The following is a 16,876-nucleotide window of genomic DNA, read 5'->3' as shown; positions in this document are numbered from 1 at the left end:
TTTTTTCTGTGGTCTATTCTGTTGTTACAGCCTGCCCGTCCCGAAGCAGGTAGGCTGCTGCTTCCTCCGTAATATGTTTGCCGCTCTGGGCTTGAACCTCATGGAGGAACGCTTCCGTATTCCCATTATCCAGCTTCTTGAGCAGGCTGTTAGCGATCCCGCCATTATCAATCCAGGACTTCTCCCGAAAGAGGGTTACCAGCGCTTTCAGTGAGCTGATGTCTGCATAAGTGGAGAACGTCACAACCGCTTCCTGTTCATTCCCCGCTTCGTCTGTGGCGATTACTTTGAAGGTGTGAGCTCCCAGGGGTAGCATATAGAGAAGCACCGCCGCTCCCTGCTCGATCTGATGATCATCGAGCCTTGCTGTACTCTTCAATTCATTAACCCCGGACACCTCATCGACAGCTGTCCATGACAAATTCAGGGACTCTGCGCTTGTATAATCTCTAGCTAGCGGCTCTGCCACCGAAATCATGGGTGCCGAGGCATCCAGATTAAACTCCAGCGATTTCGCTTCCTCCGCGTTTCCGGATGAATCCAGTGAACGGTATAGAATGGAATAACGACCATCCTGACTGAAGGTCAGGGAGTCCTGATAGTCCAGCCAGGTATCCCCTCCATCCAGACTATATTCTGTCGATGCGGATTCAGAAGAGCCTTCAGAAGAGTGCAAGGCAAGGGTTACAGGCTGTGTATACCATCCACTCATGCCGTCCGGTTCTGCCGGACTCATGACGGCCGTGGTCTCTGGAGCAGTCCGATCGGTATCGATCAGGGAAAACTGGATGTCATCGAACCACATTTCGCTGAACCCGCCTACATAGAAACCTACCGTTCCAGATGGATTGTGCTTGGTATCCGACCCTTCAAGTCTAAGTTCCCCGTTTACGTACACGCGGATGTCGGCACCTTCGACCCAGATGCGGATGGTGTACTCGGTATTAGGCTGCAGGTCCTCTTCAGGCAGATTCGTCGTTTTCAGAGCTGTCCATGCTCCATTATAAAGAATCCATTGCGAAGTGCCGTCCGCCAGCCTCTTGTATGCAATTTTCCCGGATGTGCTGGAGACGGAACGATCATACACATATAGAGTTCCCGTATCCGGCATGACAGCCGGCGTCTTCAGCGTGAAGGTAAGGTCATAGTCGGTAAATGTCTTCGGATGAAGGGCCGAGGCGCCTTTGAGAATTTTATACTTTTTATTGCCATCCACAGTTACGATACTGCGGTTCGGGTCTACCGGCCATCCGTTCGCTCCCGAATCAAAATCCGTAAAGTGCATCACATTCGATACCTGAATGCGCACGGATGCTGATGCTTCCGGGTTGGCAGCTGATGTTACGGTGATTTCAGCCTCGCCTTCCGCCAAGGCGGTTACCAATCCATGTTCATCCACAGCGGCAATTCCCGGTTGAGAGGTATGAAAGATAACCTCCTTATTCTCGGCATCAAGCGGATCAAATTGAACTTGCAGCTGCTTTTGTTCCCCCTTGACCATGTTGACATGGCTCTCACCCAGCAGCAAACCGGATACTTCCCTGCTTGGAACCGTGAATTTGATGTCATCAAACAGGAGCTCACTGAAGCCGCCGGAATAAAAGCCAACCTGGCCGGACGCATTGAATGTCGAATCACTTGCCTTTAGCTTCAATTTGTTATCCACGTAAACACTAATCTCCTGACCCTTAACGATAACTTTCATGTTATAGACCGTATCCGGCTGCAGATCAGGTGCAGCCAGCGTATTCTGCTTCACTGCAACCCAGGCCGCATTGTACAAAAGCCAGGCAGATGTTCCGTTTGCATACTTCCGGTAACCAATCCTACCGCCGCTTCCGCCAGAGTTCAGCCGGTCAAACACATAGAATGTGGCATCATCTGCAATAACTTTCGGCGTCTTCATCTTAAATGTCAGCTCGTAATGGTTGAATTCATTCTCGTTTAGCGTCGTTGCTCCTTTAACAAGCTTATACATATGGTTGCCGCCTTCCACCTCGACAATGCTTCGATTCGGATCTGTCGGCCAGCTGTTCCTGCCGTTTTCGAAATCGGTATAATCGATAATGCCATCCCCAACTTCAACAGTAACCTGAACCTCATCCTTTAAGGTCGGGTTGTCAGCAGAAACGGCTGTAATCGTGGCATTCCCTATGCTAACACCCTTCAGCTTGCCGCCTTGATCCACCTTAACAATCGAAGGGTCGCTCGACGTGTACTGAATAGCGGGGTTCGTTGCGTTCCAGGGAATGACTGCGGAATACAGAGCGAATGACTTCCCAATCCCGATGGTAACGCTTTCGTTATACAACTGGATTCGATCCACAGCAATGTGATCCGGAGCCAGGTATGGACCGGCTTTCCCCTGGATTCCCATCTCACTGAAAGGGATGGCCGGGAAGCCAGGGATCTTTTGGAACACTTCCGCATCCGCCTTCAAATTCAAATCCCCGTTCGCCAGATTAACGAAGCCGGGATCATGATCCGTAATCCAGTTGTTTGCATACTGGAGCAGATTGCGCTTGTCACTTGCTCCCTGATTATTCGTGCCGCTTAATTTCCTCGTCGGGTTATAGATCACATTGTTCTGAAACGTGTTCGTATCCGGATAATACCGGTTCTCCGTGAAGAAATCCGCCAGTTCCGGATATTTCTCCATATGCGGCGTGCCTTCGAAATGGTTGTTCTTTTCAAACAACGCCTTCCATTTGGGCATATAGTTTTTGGATATTTGCTGGTCCGGTTGATCGCCAAGATACATGTCCGAATATTCATACGGTACCTTTGCATCAATAAAAAGATTGTTCCGGGTTTTGATATGGGCACCGCCGTTATTGAGAATGGCATCGTTACCCATGCCGTTAAATATGTTCTCTTCAATGGTAATGCCCATCGTAAAGTTATCCGGATATACCCCTTGAACCCCTGCTTTGCCTTCCCCGATATTGTGGAAATAATTCCTGCGGATTACCGATCCCCTTTCCTGAGGCGACTCGCCCAGATTCATATAGATGGCACCGAGATCCGAGAAGGTTTTGCAGACGTCATAAATGTTGTTGTATTCCACGAGATGGTCATTGCCAAAGATCAGCATTCCCGGATGGGGAGCGTCATGAATTTCGTTGTGGGAAACCTTGTTCCCCGCACCGGTCAGGAAGATACTGGGATTATAGGCTTTATGGTAGTAAGCAAAATCATGGATATGGCTGTTCTCCACGACATTGTTTCCTGGCTCAAGCGTCTTCTTATCTCCCCCATTCAGAATCACCCCGGTCCCGCCGATGTGATGAATATGGGAGCTGATCACCGCATGATTCACTCCGTCCACTTTGGCAAAGTCGTTATACAACCAGCGGCTCTGCGTATTAATCAGTACGCCCCCATTGGAGAAATTACGTATTTCGCAGTGCTCCAATCGGACGCTGTCACCGCCCATAATAACTGCTGCGGAGTCCCGGCCATTCTCCAGGATCAGGTCCTCAAAGGTCACATGCGAAAGATTGTTCGCATTGATCATCGGTGTTTTAAGCATTGTAACCATGATCTCAGGATGATCACTTTCAAAGGCAGCCGTAGGCATGAAGTAGAGCACGCCCTGCTTCCGGTCGATGTAATATTCACCTGGCATATCGATCTCCTCAAGCAGGTTCTGGGCAAAATGGAAGTCCGGGTACCAGTTGGTAAACAGACCGCTCATCTCTCCGTATGCCAAGGTAATTGTCTTGTTGCTTGTATCGATGGATGCCACTTTATTGTACGACCATTCCCAGCTGTAACCGAATATGCCATCCAACCAGATGTCATCCGCTTCTTCCCAGAGATCCGGTCTTTCGTAATTGTAGGTAAAGGTCCCGCCGCGTGTCTGCAAATCCGGGTCACTGCGGGTAGGTCCGGGATCGGTAATGGTGCCCATCTGGACCGTTCCATTGTTCGGCCAGCGGGCAAGGGTCATGCCTTGACCTTCAACATACAGCTCCATCGGCGGAACCTGACTGACGTCATTGGCTTTGTAATAACCATGCCGGCTCATTACACCGTAATCGGTGATGCCTTGAGCTTTCAGATCTGCCTGAAGAACCTTCGTTCTGGCATCCGCACTGATGATTCGGTCCAGGACATTCGTGTCCGTTACCGGAGAAAACCAGCTTTTCTGAAGTTCCAGACCGCCGTTTAACCGCACGCTTTCTCCTGGGTAAGCCTTGTAGGTTATCCGCTTATTCTCCGTACCGGAGTCCTGCTCCTCCAGCAGAAAGCTTTCGCTTCTATTGTAGGTGCCGCCCCTTAAATAGACCGTCACACCGCCTTCAGGCAGCCCGGAACCCGTCTTCAATTGCCGGATTGCGTCCCTGGCCTTTTCAAGTGTGCGGAATGGCTCGGCTTCCGTTCCCGGATTCGAATCATCACCATTATTGGAAATATAAAAGACAGCACCAGGGTTCACCATATCTTCCGCATTCGCTCCCGTAACCGGCAGACAGCCCACCAACAACACCAGGATTAATGCAATAATAATCCGTCTCCTCATCATCTTTGGAAATACCTCCCTTTTAAGATCAATCAGATAAAACGCACATGATCACTAGCCTTTTACAGACCCAATCATGGTTCCTTTTTCGAAATATCGAAGCAGGAAAGGATACATGACGATCACCGGCAAAGAGCTGACAATGACAGCCGCCATTTTCAAGCTCTCCGGCGCAGGTGGTGTTGCAAGCGTCGCCGTAGTAAACGGGTCGAGCTTGCTCTCGATAAGGATCTGGCGGACAACCTGCTGCAGCACGAATTTGGATGAATCGGTGACGTAAAGCAGGTTATCCATAAACGCATTAATGTGGTAAACCAGATTCCAGAGCCCGATCGTCACTAGAGACGGAATGGACAGCGGGAGCAGGATCCGGAACAGAATTCGCAAGTCCCTTGCCCCGTCGATACGAGCTGCTTCGATCAGCGCATCCGGAACGGAGCGAAAAAACGAGATCATTACAAGCACATGAAAAGCATTGGCAGCGGATGGCAGCACATAGACCCAGTGCGTGTTAAGCAGATGCAGTTCTTTGATTAATAGATATTGCGGGACAATCCCGCCATCGAAGATCATCGTGAACAACAGCAGCATGATCAGCAGCCGCTTCATGGGCAGATCGGGACGGGAGAGCGGATAAGCGGCGCAGACGGTAACGAGAAGTGTTAAGGTCGTGCCTACGACCATCCGAAACAGCGTATTCGCATATCCTGACCAGATTAATGGATAGTCCAGCAGCCCGCGGTATGCTTCCCACTCGAAATCCCGAGGATAAAAATGAAATCCGCTTCGAAGAGCTTCTCCCCTACCGCTGAAAGAGACGGACAGGACATGAATGAACGGGTACACAACGATGAGTGCCAGGATGGACAAAATAAGGTAGATCATGGCAGGTGCAATGAGCTCTTGCCATCTTTTTATTTTCATGACTGTCTTCCTCCTGCCTTTACCATAGACCGCTCTCGCCGCGGCTCAATTTTCGCACGGTCAGATTAGCCCCCAGAATCAGCAGGAGCCCTACCAGCGATTTAAACAAGCCAATGGCCGCCGTGTAGCTGTACTGAAACTGCTGCAGACCTACCCTGTAGACATAAGTATCGATGACGTCACCCGTTTCGTAATTGACCGGGTTTAACAGATTGATGATTTGTTCGAAGTTTGCGCTTAGGAAACCACCAAGACTCAGAATGAACATAATAGCGACCGTGGGCATAATGGAGGGGATATTAATTCGAATGATTCTCTGCCACCGATTGGCTCCGTCAATGACGGCCGATTCATGCAGCTCCGGGTTGATCGCCGCCAAAGCTGCAAAGTAGATAATCGAGCCCCACCCGATATCCTTAAGAATCGAAGAGATGACTACAATCGGACGGAAATATTCCTTCTTTCCCATATAAAAGACAGGCTCCCCTCCAAACCACTTCACAATTTCCCCTACAACGCCGGACGTTGGAGAGAGAAAATAAATAATCAGCCCGGACATGACGACCCACGATACAAAATGAGGCAAGTACATGGTCGTCTGGATAAACCGCTGGAAATACCTTGACCTCACCTCGTTAAGCAAAATCGCCAGTATGATTGGTGCGGGAAAAGCAAAGATCATCTGATATAAATTCAGGAGCAGGGTATTTTTAAGTAATCGATAAAAATCCCCATTCTGAAATAATTCCTGAAAATGGCGGAATCCGACCCACGGACTTCCCCATATCCCGTCGACGACCCGGAAATCCTTGAAGGCAATGACCACTCCATATAAAGGGCCGTATTTAAATACGACGAAGAATGCGAAGGCGAACAGAAATAATAAAAGCAGCTCTCCGTGTTTTTTTATCGTTTTCATGGCGCACTTCCTTGTAAACCGAACCGCCAGCCCTCCCGCAAGGGATGATTAAGCCCTCACGGGTGGCTGGGCCAAGTCAGGGTTATTTTTTGAATTGTGCTTGGTACATTTCATTGGCTTCCTTCGTTAATTCATCGCCGCCTTTTGCCTTCCATTCCGTTACGAATGTATCAAAATCAGTCAGAGGAATTTCGCCGCTGATGATTTGTGCAAAATATTTTTGCATGAGTGACGTCAATTCCTGTTTGTATTTTCCGTCCGAAGGCAGCACAGAGAATAACAGCGCATCGGTCCATCTTGGAGCAGATGAATACGTTTTGACCGCCTCATTCAGCTTCGGATCGGAATATTTGTCCCGATAAGCCTGGGTGGTAATGTTACCAAAAGAGAACAGACGGATTCCCAGTTGATCCCGCTGCTCCTGCTTATCGAATCCAGGCAGGAATGTAGTCGCCCCCGAGGTAGCACCGTTCTCAGCAAAATCCCATTGCTCCCCCTTTACCCCAAGGCTGGTCATATTGATGGTCTCTTCATCACTGCTCTGTGCCCGTAGAATTTCGAACAGCTTCTCGAGCTTCTCAGGCTGATCCTTTACTTTGCTGCCGATAACCAGGAAGTTGCTCTTGATTCCCCAATCCCATGAGCCGTCACCGCCAGGTCCCTTCGGATTTTTGGAAAATGCCATCTTGGCATCCGGATTTAGTGCCAGCATTTCCTTGACTGTTACCGATTCCGGCAGAGCGCCTTTGCTGATCTGCTCTTCAATGACGCCGATCCGGTTGTTATACAGTTTCTTACGATATGAATCCTGTGTATCTGTAATAAATTCCGGATCGATGACACCATCCGCATACCATTTGCGCAGCTTCGCCAAGGCTTCCTTGGTCTCAGGCATGATCGATCCGTTTACAATCTGACCATCCCTCTCCATCCACATGGTCGGCTCCACACCGAATGCCCCGAAGATGGAATAGAATCCGGATGACCACGTGGACGTAGCCGTTCCTGTCAACCCGTACGTATCCTTCACACCGTTACCGTCCGGATCCTTTTGTGCAAAGGCATAAACGGCTTCCTCGAATTCATCCAACGTCTCCGGGACTTTCTGAATGCCGACCTGATCCAGCCAGTCCTTACGCCACAACATCCCCAGATCGTAAGGCTTCAAATCGATAAACATCGGGATAGCCCACAGCTCGTTATTGACGGTAACGGTCTGAAAAAGCTCTTTCTTTTTCTCAATATCCGCGTAATATTCAGGCATTTTCTCCATCAACATGTTCTGATCAATGCTCATTAACACGCCCTGATTTTGGTAAGCGATTACATTAGAAGGATCACCAAGCATGAATATGTCCGGTATTTCCCCGGAAGCGATACTGGCGTCCGTTACCTTCACGGGTTTGATCTTTACATTAAACTTCTGCTCCAGCCACTTCTGGACCTCCGAGTCATTGACAACTCCATCTGCGGCAAAATGAATGCCCCAGGAGATTTCAATCGGATTGGAGTTTGCTCCCGGCGTTTCTCCTGCATTTGGACTCGGGCTTGAGGTGTTCGTCTCGGAAGTGCATCCGCTAAGCAAGCTTGTCGCCAAACTTACAGCCAACAAGATAACGCTTACAATTTTGATTCTTTTACGCAAAAGAACCTACCCCCTGTTGTTGGATTGGTTTTGGATTCGAGAATCCCGCATCCTGCATAACGACCCGGCCGGGTATTGGAAACGGTTTTTACATACTTAAAATTTAAGCTTTAACCCTTCCGGCGCACAATCCTCTCATTCCATTTTTTTTATGTTTTTGGCTTCAGAAGCCGCGTAGAGCCACTGACGTTATTCCGTTTTTTGTATGTTTTTCAATTTCGATCTGTTCTAATTCCGTTGGTGTGATATATAATGGACTGCACACAACTGTTGAGATCATCAAATTTTATTGTAAGCGCTACCACTGCTGAGGTAAGGAGGGGATTGCCATGAGGGGACTTTTAGCCATGAAAAATAACTCCATGTTCGTTAAACTGCTCCTATCGATGACTGCCATAGCTTTGATCACTGTTGTTCTCATTTCTTCGGTCACTTACATGATTTCGGCTGATAACAGTGTCCGTAATGCCATCAGTTATAATGAATCTGTCTTGACTCAGCAGAAGGAGCTGATTCATAAGGAGCTGACCACCATCGGAAATGCGGCCAATAGTCTGCTGATGGCTCAATCCTATGTGTACCATACCATCGGAGGCAAGCTCTCTGTAAGTTCATTAATTGATCTGTCCACTCTCGTAGAAGAGCAAAAAAAGCTCAGTCCCTACATCGATTCCATCTATCTATACTACGCCCCGCTTGAACTTGTCCTGACATCACGTCCGGAGGTAAAGACATCTCCTATATCCGACTTTGCTGACCAGTCCTGGCTGGATACCTTAAATCAAGACTCAGCATCTCGTACTGTCTGGTTAACCGGAAGATCGAACGGGTTTTCTCCGGAACATCCTGCGACCTCCCTGATTCAGAAGATGCCGCTGATTGGCCAAGTGGAGGGCGCGATCGTCATTAATCTGAATCTGGATCGACTCTTCGCCGACTACTTAAGTCATTACAATAGCAAGAAAGGCACCATCATGGTCATTGGTCCACAGGGTGAACTCCTCTATTCCGATGCTCATGACAGAGAAGCCCTTCTTCAGCAGTGGGATGCTGAACAGGTAACATCGGACAGCGGCTATTATATTGGCGATTCTGATCAGATCGTATCCTACACTGCATCGGATATGACAGGCTGGCGATTCGTCGATATCACCGAACGATCCGTCCTTCTGCAAGGCATGAACCGAATTAAAGTCCTCATTTGGACAGTCGCCATCCTATATATAACGGCTGCTGTTGCTATTTCCTATGTTTTATCGAGAAGATTATATCGCCCGCTGCAAAGTGTGATTTCCTATATTGTGAGCTCTGAAGAGTCCGAACGACGCGACAAATCGGGCGGCCCAAGCAGCACGGATGAAGCCGGCTTTATCCGTCATTCATTTGAGCAGATGACACGTAACCGCGATATTTTAATCAAAGAAAAGCTGAAAGTGGATGAACTCCTCACCGGAAATCGCACGGCCATTAAGGAAAAGTATCTGAACGATTTAATCCAGGGCAACGTTCCAGAAGAAGCACCAAACAGACCGGACCATGCGGCAGAGCTGCTTGGATTACAGCTTGATTTCAATCGTTTTGCCGTCCTGACCCTTGAACTCGAGAAGCATCAGCCAATGAGGGGATCGGAGGATCTATTCCATTCCCATCTGCTCCAGTACGGTCTGATGGAAGAACTGGGAAAAGATATCGACGGAGAAATTTTTGTCAAAGACAGCAGGCACACGGTCATCCTTCTCTCCTTGCATTCGGATGCCGATGATACCTTTCCTGTAGAACAAGCCAGAAGTCTCAAATCATATTTTCTCAGTCGTTATGGGATCTCTGTGACCATCGCTGTCAGCCGTATTCACTCCGGAGAACAAGCCGTGCGTACAGCTTACAACGAGACACAGGAGGCACTAAATATGAAAATCTATATTGGGAAGGGCGAAATTCTGCCCTATTCGATCCTTGATGAGTGGAAATCGGAAGAAGGTACCTACTATTATCCGTACGAACTCGAAACGAAGCTGCAGCAATCCCTGCTGAAGACGGATAAAGAGGAATGTACTGCCGTGATCCGGGCCATCACCCGGGAGGTGCTGAAGCAAAGGCTGGGTAAAGCCAATATTCATCAGCTGTATGTCCAATTGAGCGGGGAGTTGGTCAAAACACTCGTTCAGACTGGCGGCGAGGTGACCGCTGTTATCGGTGAAGGATCGTCTTATACCGATGCACTGGCGCGGGCCGAAACCGTTCAGGATATGGAAGAATGTGTCTTAACGATATGCAGCAAGATTATCGACTACCACCGGGAGAAGCGCTCCAAAATGACGGATGTGACCCTTCAGCTGGCAACGGAATTCATGGATAACCATTATAATAAGAATATATCTGTGGATAACGTGGCAGAACACGTAAAACGCAGCTCGTCCTACTTGGGTCGCATCTTCAAGGAGTCAACGGGCATGACGGTTAATGACTATCTCATCCAGCTGCGCATCAAACGTGCCATGGAGCTGTTGAAGCAGACAGATGCCTCCGTTGAGGAGGTCTGCCGGGAGATTGGATACGCGAACGTCAGCTATTTCAATAAAATCTTCAAAGCCAGAACGGGACTTACCCCGGGTCAATTTCGGCACCAACAAGCGGCAGATCAACGATTAACGCAGGGAAAGGGTCCCAAAACCTCCTAATTCGGTCCATTCGCGAACCAAGAGCCGAACAGCCTGCCGCGTAGATACTTTCCCTAATTTCAACATATCCTGTGATCTCATGAAATTTAATTCCTAGGGTCTGATGATTCGATTCGAAAAAAGGTTGACCCAACCTCCATATTCCGGTGTTCGTGGCATTCCATGCTCAGCGATATATCACTGGGACGATTCACCTTGTAAGGTGATATAGATAGAAACCGCCCCTTAGGTATATGGTTGCGCCCACTTCCATTTTCCAAGGAACGGTTTCTTTTCGTTTTATAATGTTCAGAATGGCTTTCAAGCCAACAGTGCCTGAGCAATCTGATCGATAATACCATTGATGCCCGTCGGTCCATAACAGCCGATCCATGTCGCGGCATCTACCGAGTATATTCGCTGTCGGTCATCCGTATCCAGCATCCCCCAGACACTTTGCTCTGTTGCAGACATCCCCTCCTGCATGATTTCGCTGCTAAGCAAAAAGTAGTGGCTGGCATGTACAGCCGGCAGTCTGTCGACTGAAATATGATAAGCCGTGTCGGAGGGATCGGCTACAAATAACGGGGCAGGCAGACCCAGGTCTCGATAGAGCACAGCGCCTGTACGATGTGAGGCTGTATGTACGCGAACCATAGACTCAAACGGACGAATCAGTGCCACGCTCTTGCCTGCCAGCACTGGGGCAAGTTCTTCTGACAGCAATGCGGTTCGTCGATGATAGTCCGCAAGTATTTGCTGTGCCTCTGCTCGCTTGCCTGTCAGTTCACCGAACAGGCTCAGAATCGTCTGCCAGCTCTCATTGCGCTTAAACATGAGGACTGGAGCGATTCGACTTAACCGTTCATAATGCGGATCATGCACTTCGGTGCAGATAATGAGATCCGGAGCCAGTCGTTCCACTGCGGGCAGATCGGGGTACTCATAGGTTCCGAGTAATTCGGTTCCCTGAAGTTTTGCCCGAATATATTGAGGGAAATGGAACGCCGCACTCCCCGATCCTACGCTTCCTGCCGGGGACAACCCAAGCGCAAGCAAATGATCTGCATATTGAACATCGAGCACGGCGATACGCCGTGGAGATGCGGTAACCTCATATTCACCTCGCATATGGCAAATCACCGGGCCTTGGGACGACTCATACCAAGAAGCCATGCGGGTTTGCAGTAAGGAATACGCAGAGAGCGCACCTGTTCTGGAAGAGGCATTACGCCGATAGATCTGCGGAGGGACACCATAATATTTCTTAAACGCCCTACTGAAATAATACGTGTCGCGATACCCCATTCTCTCAGCGATTTCGCCGATGGGAGCATCCGTATGACGCAGCATCCGCGATGCACTCTCCATCCGCAGCTGGATGACGTATTCCATCGGTCCGAGCTGCTTCTCTTGTTTGAACCGTCGCTGCAGCTGTCTTACGCTGCATCCGGCAAGTGCCGCCAGCTCTTTAAGCTCCAGATTCTGACGATAATGCCCTGCTATATACGCAGCGACAACATCCACCATGTCTGATTCCGCTCCGCCCTGACCACGTTCATACTCCATAATGAGTTCGTAGAGCATCCCCTGCATCAGCGCATTGGCGTGAAAACGTTCCAGCCCTTCGCCCCGGCTCCATTTGGCCGCGATTTTCTCCGCCATCTGAACCCATTCCGCCTGGGTTCCAGGGTGCTGAACAAACGAAGTGCGCAGCGGGTGTTTGCGATGCGAGGGCAAAACAAGGGAGGCTCCCTCCATGGAGGATGCCTTGTACATGATCACGATATAATCCATGTTGTCTGAGCTGGCAGTCAGCGTAAAGGATGATCCTTTAACCACATGAGCAGCAAAAGAAGCCCCAATGCGGCAAACTTCACCATTCATTGAGAGCTCCCCTTCTCCGCCTCCTGCCAGCAGCAACAGATTCGATGTCAATTCGGTTTCGCTAAGCACACTGCCTGTCTGTAAAATACCGCTATACACGTCAAGCACCTTGATCGTCGTATCACTCCATAGACTTGTCTGTTCTTGCAGCGGCATACTTCTCTCATCTCCTGACAATAGCATCCTTCGCTAACGTGAACCCACCTGACTCAGCATACATCCTGTAAAATTAAAGCGAGCCCGTTAGCAAAGGTAAAGTTGTTGCTGCTGTCATTTTAATTGAGATTCATTCTCATTGTCAATTTTCGGACATTTTCTGCAATATTCCCCGGACATCTGGTAGTAAAAACAACAGGTGATGCGCTTGTTCTTCGCAACCGGAACGTTGTCCTTCTTTTCGGTGAATCGAGTAAACGGATTCTTTCTTAGGCCAAAGGTTTGTCCAGACGCTATTTGAGTCAGATATGAAAAATCAGCTTGAATATGCTGGCTTTCTGGCCCAACATCGTCTACATCAGGAGTATACAGCGGAGCAATACGCACCATCATATTTTCCCAGAGGACACTCATCGAAAGAGGGCCAACGGTAGCAAGCGTCTGTAACAGCGGCGAAAGCCGTACCGCAAACAACTCCTCGATCATCTCTTTCCGCCAAACTTCCCTGTCTTCCGTTAGCGTTTCTGCCCGAAGCCCGTTCACGGCGAGAAAAGGAAAACGTGTTCCGCCTTCAGTAGCTGTAAGAGTCGAATGGTAGAGGTAGCTGTTGTCCAGCGAGAAGGACATTTTCTGATGATGAAAGGTCATCGCGGTCAGCAACGGGGCAATCCACAGATAGCCGATTCGTTTAGCCAGCATAGAAGCGGCAACCCTCATGTCAGGTGCACCGATATACTCCGTAAGCCAGCTTATATACTCGCGGCATGCAGCTTCTTCATGCAACTGGCTTAGAGCAATGGTACGGAGACTATCTTCAGGTGGATCGCCAATCCTGAGTGAGTAGTCTTTCACCGTTTGCTGCCATACGTCCGTCGACAGATAATGGTCCATTTTAATTCGATCCCAACAGCGCTTCCGATGCCTGATCTGCAATAATATTAATGGCAATTGGACCATAGTAAGCGATCCAGAGCGTTGCATTCACGTTATATGCGCGGTTATTTTTGACGGCATCCAGGGATTTCCATACCGAACTGTTCTCCAAAACCTCAGCCTCTGCAGCAAACAACTCATCGGATAGCAGGAAATAATGATCTGCCCCAATATCAGGGACCTTCTCCATCGAAATTTCAACGGAGGTGTCGTCTTTGATCTCCTGGACGAGCGCAGGGGCCTTTAAGCCCAAGTCCTCATACAGAATGCCGCCTGTCCGATGCTCAAGACCATGTACACGAATTCCTTCCTTTCTCGGGCGAATCAGCGCTACCGTTTCATCTCCCAGCTTCTCCGACAGCTTCGCCCGCAGGCCGACGATTTTGTCCTCATAAGCCTGACGCACAGCCTCAGCCTCTGCCTGCTTGCCTGTGATCGTACCGATCGTGGCTAACGTATCCCGCCAATCCTCGTAGAAGTCGAGTACGATCGTCGGCGCAATTTTGCTGACATTCTCATACTCTTTCTCCTGAAAGTCGGTCATTAAAATAAGATCCGGATTCAATGCTACAATTGCCTCCAGGTTGGGCTCGTCCCGTGTACCCAGAACCTCTACATTCCCTAGCTGATCACTCAAATATTCCGGAAATGTGGTATTCCCTCCAGCGATAACGCTACCTGCGGGCTGCTCGCCAACGGCCAACAATTGATCCACAAATTTCACGTCAAGCACAGCAATGGTCTTCGGCTTCTCGGTTAGCGTATATTCACCTTTCATGTGCGAGATCGTAACCGGGTAGGCTGCATTCGTCTGAGACTCTGAGTCCGAAGGCGTCTCCGTTGGCTTTGCAGCAGACTCATTGCCCCCATTCGTACCTGCTCCGGCACCACAAGCCGTCAGCACAAGTACAAGTGCCAGCAGCAAGCCCATTAAAAATCGTGATTTTTGAGCGGCAAATACCTTGCTTCCGGTTGCTCGCCCCTTTGTCCCTTTATTCATGATGACTCCCCCTTATATATGATAATGATTTTCATTATCGAATTATAAGGCGAGTATAAACGATCTCCACATCGCGTTGCCATGTACTTTTGCGACATTTCAGCCGGACTAATGCGACATGATACTCCCACTTCTCTAATTCTCCATTTCAAACCTGGTTTGAAGCTCTTTAACAAATACTTCGATGGGTCTGTTATAGTCGATGGGTTTGTAAATTATTCTATTATTCCACTTGTGCCGTATGTCTTGATCTCTATAATCATTATCTTCAGTTTCAACCGACTTCATCACAAGCATAATTTCATTCATCGTACTTATAACACTTCGGCTATCCGTTTTGGTGATCGTCTTCTCGTTACATTGTTCTAAATAATATTTCGCGAGGTGATCGGGAACTTCCTCAACAGCCAAATAAGCCTCCAAATTCTCTTTAAAGACTCCTGCCAGTTTACTGGCCTGATTCGTTCTAATCCCAGTAACCGTTAAGCTTAATCTGGAACAATCATTCATAAACACATAATGTTTTCTGCCATATAACGTAAAAAAGTTCACATGCCAACTAAAGAAAGAATCCGTATCTTCGATGGTTTCTGGTTTGACATTTAGATCTTTTAATGTTAATTGGGTTGCTTTGAATATAATCATGTACGAATCCCCCTCTTCGTGCTCTCTCAGTATTCATCGTTCCCTATTCCTATGACTGTTCCATGCAGCTAAACTAAAGCCGCTGCGCCTACCACGGTATAACATTCAATTCCGGCCATATTCTTTTCCACTTCTTGTGTTTTGTTATATAAAGTGGCTGTTGTAGGCCACGAGTTAATTGCTTCCTCTAATGATAAATATGGCTTAAGATCAATTCCGAATTTATCTTTGTACCATAAATGAACCCTTGCTTGATTTTTTTCATCAACTTTAATGGGCAGCTTACAATATACCTCTTTACATTTATTTATTATTCGATCTTCTTTTTCATAGGAAAGGTCAGTATCAAAATAAATAATATCAATGTCATCAATGCCGTATCCTAAAGGATTCCCTAACGAGTAGTTCCAAACGGTCTGTGCAATACAGCCAGCACCAATATAATATTCTGTTAACTCCGTTTTTCGAGACAGTTCAAAAACCTCAACTAACATTGGAGAAGAATGGATGATTTCAATTAACTTTTTTTCATACGTTGAGTCTATAACCATAGTACATGCTCCTATTTTAAGGTACAGAACGTAGATACTATGTTATCGGATGTTCTTACCTTCTTCGAACGACTAAACCAAGTCCTTCAATTCATTATAAGCGTCTCTAAGCCATGGATGAATAACTCTTAGGTTTTCTCGCTGTTTCCATAAAAAATGAATATATTCGAATGCTGCATGGTTCAACGAATCATCTAGCTTCTGCGTAATCTGATGTAAATATGGAGGTTCACCAGCTTGATCCCACTCTATCTTATCTGCAACAAACAAAACCTTGTCTAAAATAGTTGAATTTTTCTTGAGTGTCGTGTGACATCCAACTGCATCAAGAACTTCCTGATCCTTAATGTTAAAAATATCTCTAGCCATTTCTTTCGATATCTTCTGATGGATTATCATTGGAAAAGTCTCTTCTTCAGGCAGTACCTCAATACCCAGATCATAAGAAACTTGAATCCTTACATCATTAGAATATACCGCACTTATATCATGTAAATATCCAGCGATTTCGGCTGAATCCTTATCAGCATGATATCGATCAGCTATCTTTCTCGCTTCTTTGCCTACCCTGACACAATGTTCCGCAGTTTTGGGGCAGCCATTATCCACTAAAAAGTTATATATATCATCCTTGAGATTTCCCGACAAGGTATTTATAACAAGATTATTATATACTGACTTCATGGAGTCCCCCCTAAAGATTCATTGATCATACCGTATGAATTTCCGATAACATTCCCGTATCTACGACGTCCGACGGAGTCGGGTATGTCCGGCTGTTCCGGCGTTTGTTGTGCCATATAAATCTTTGAACTGCAATCTCTAATGTAATTGTCCCTAATACTTCGGTTTGTATCGTTCGTTTAAAATCGTTTTGATCTAATCCAATTAGTAGATAGAAAAATCGATGGTGTAGTAATTCAATAAGTGCTAGTGAATTTTCTATTGGTAATCCCTTATAGTCATTTAATTCTGCCCATAGATCTTCTCGTTAGGTATTTGCTAATGGGTTTTCTTCCGTTAGTCCTCTTTTG

General features: G+C 47.6%; 11 protein-coding genes. 1 reads left to right on the top strand and 10 read right to left on the bottom strand.

The features are described from left to right. Positions 1-13 precede the first annotated feature (13 nt). The 4 genes from MKY59_RS07170 to MKY59_RS07155 form a co-directional block, all read right to left on the bottom strand. The gene (locus tag MKY59_RS07170) at positions 14-4,528 is read right to left on the bottom strand and encodes an Ig-like domain-containing protein (protein ID WP_339276781.1); all 4,515 of its coding nucleotides are present in this window, start codon (positions 4,526-4,528) and stop codon (positions 14-16) included. 51 nt (positions 4,529-4,579) lie between these two features. Further along, a complete protein-coding gene (locus MKY59_RS07165; RefSeq protein ID WP_183522861.1) occupies positions 4,580-5,449 on the bottom strand; it encodes a carbohydrate ABC transporter permease in 870 nt (289 codons plus the stop codon). A 19-nt stretch (positions 5,450-5,468) separates the two neighbouring features. Next, on the bottom strand, positions 5,469-6,368 hold the full coding sequence (locus MKY59_RS07160; protein ID WP_236414948.1) for an ABC transporter permease subunit: 900 nt from the start codon (positions 6,366-6,368) through the stop codon (positions 5,469-5,471). A gap of 82 nt (positions 6,369-6,450) precedes the next feature. Further along, positions 6,451-8,013, bottom strand: a complete 1,563-nt coding sequence (locus tag MKY59_RS07155; RefSeq protein ID WP_339276779.1) for an extracellular solute-binding protein — start codon at positions 8,011-8,013, stop codon at positions 6,451-6,453. A gap of 362 nt (positions 8,014-8,375) precedes the next feature. On the opposite strand from MKY59_RS07155, the gene MKY59_RS07150 reads away from it, so the two are divergent. Further along, entirely contained in the window at positions 8,376-10,691 is a 2,316-nt protein-coding gene (locus tag MKY59_RS07150; RefSeq protein WP_339276777.1) for a helix-turn-helix domain-containing protein, read from the top strand. 300 nt (positions 10,692-10,991) lie between these two features. On the opposite strand, the gene MKY59_RS07145 is transcribed toward MKY59_RS07150, so the two are convergent. The 6 genes from MKY59_RS07145 to yqeK all read right to left on the bottom strand — a co-directional run bounded on the left by MKY59_RS07145 (position 10,992) and on the right by yqeK (position 16,526). Next, on the bottom strand, positions 10,992-12,713 hold the full coding sequence (locus MKY59_RS07145) for a helix-turn-helix domain-containing protein (RefSeq protein WP_339276776.1): 1,722 nt from the start codon (positions 12,711-12,713) through the stop codon (positions 10,992-10,994). Positions 12,714-12,827: 114 nt separating this feature from the next. Further along, positions 12,828-13,604, bottom strand: coding sequence for a (2Fe-2S)-binding protein (locus tag MKY59_RS07140; protein WP_339276774.1), 777 nt, complete (start codon positions 13,602-13,604; stop codon positions 12,828-12,830). Between the two features lies 1 nt (position 13,605). Further along, complete coding sequence (locus MKY59_RS07135) at positions 13,606-14,646, bottom strand: iron-siderophore ABC transporter substrate-binding protein (protein WP_339276772.1); 1,041 nt, start codon at positions 14,644-14,646, stop codon at positions 13,606-13,608. A 135-nt stretch (positions 14,647-14,781) separates the two neighbouring features. Then, the gene (locus tag MKY59_RS07130; RefSeq protein WP_339276771.1) at positions 14,782-15,291 is read right to left on the bottom strand and encodes a hypothetical protein; all 510 of its coding nucleotides are present in this window, start codon (positions 15,289-15,291) and stop codon (positions 14,782-14,784) included. A 68-nt stretch (positions 15,292-15,359) separates the two neighbouring features. Then, entirely contained in the window at positions 15,360-15,842 is a 483-nt protein-coding gene (locus tag MKY59_RS07125; RefSeq protein ID WP_339276770.1) for a nucleotidyltransferase family protein, read from the bottom strand. 72 nt (positions 15,843-15,914) lie between these two features. Continuing rightward, positions 15,915-16,526, bottom strand: a complete 612-nt coding sequence (yqeK, locus tag MKY59_RS07120; RefSeq protein ID WP_236414956.1) for a bis(5'-nucleosyl)-tetraphosphatase (symmetrical) YqeK — start codon at positions 16,524-16,526, stop codon at positions 15,915-15,917. Between the last annotated feature and the right edge of the window lie 350 nt (positions 16,527-16,876).

It is taken from the genome of Paenibacillus sp. FSL W8-0426 (assembly GCF_037969725.1).
GTDB lineage: Bacteria > Bacillota > Bacilli > Paenibacillales > Paenibacillaceae > Paenibacillus > Paenibacillus hubeiensis.
Note: the sequence above shows the minus strand (reverse complement) of the source record. Positions and strands in the feature narration are given on the sequence as shown.

Bases quoted from the DNA above. Each gene is read 5' to 3' on its own strand.
- MKY59_RS07125 (WP_339276770.1), bottom strand. From the start codon at position 15,842: ATGGTTATAGACTCAACGTATGAAAAAAAGTTAATTGAAATCATCCAT.
- MKY59_RS07150 (WP_339276777.1), top strand. From the start codon at position 8,376: ATGTTCGTTAAACTGCTCCTATCGATGACTGCCATAGCTTTGATCACT.
- MKY59_RS07145 (WP_339276776.1), bottom strand. From the start codon at position 12,713: ATGCCGCTGCAAGAACAGACAAGTCTATGGAGTGATACGACGATCAAG.
- MKY59_RS07140 (WP_339276774.1), bottom strand. From the start codon at position 13,604: ATGGACCATTATCTGTCGACGGACGTATGGCAGCAAACGGTGAAAGAC.
- MKY59_RS07170 (WP_339276781.1), bottom strand. From the start codon at position 4,528: ATGATGAGGAGACGGATTATTATTGCATTAATCCTGGTGTTGTTGGTG.
- yqeK (WP_236414956.1), bottom strand. From the start codon at position 16,526: ATGAAGTCAGTATATAATAATCTTGTTATAAATACCTTGTCGGGAAAT.
- MKY59_RS07135 (WP_339276772.1), bottom strand. From the start codon at position 14,646: ATGAATAAAGGGACAAAGGGGCGAGCAACCGGAAGCAAGGTATTTGCC.
- MKY59_RS07165 (WP_183522861.1), bottom strand. From the start codon at position 5,449: ATGAAAATAAAAAGATGGCAAGAGCTCATTGCACCTGCCATGATCTAC.
- MKY59_RS07130 (WP_339276771.1), bottom strand. From the start codon at position 15,291: ATGATTATATTCAAAGCAACCCAATTAACATTAAAAGATCTAAATGTC.
- MKY59_RS07160 (WP_236414948.1), bottom strand. From the start codon at position 6,368: ATGAAAACGATAAAAAAACACGGAGAGCTGCTTTTATTATTTCTGTTC.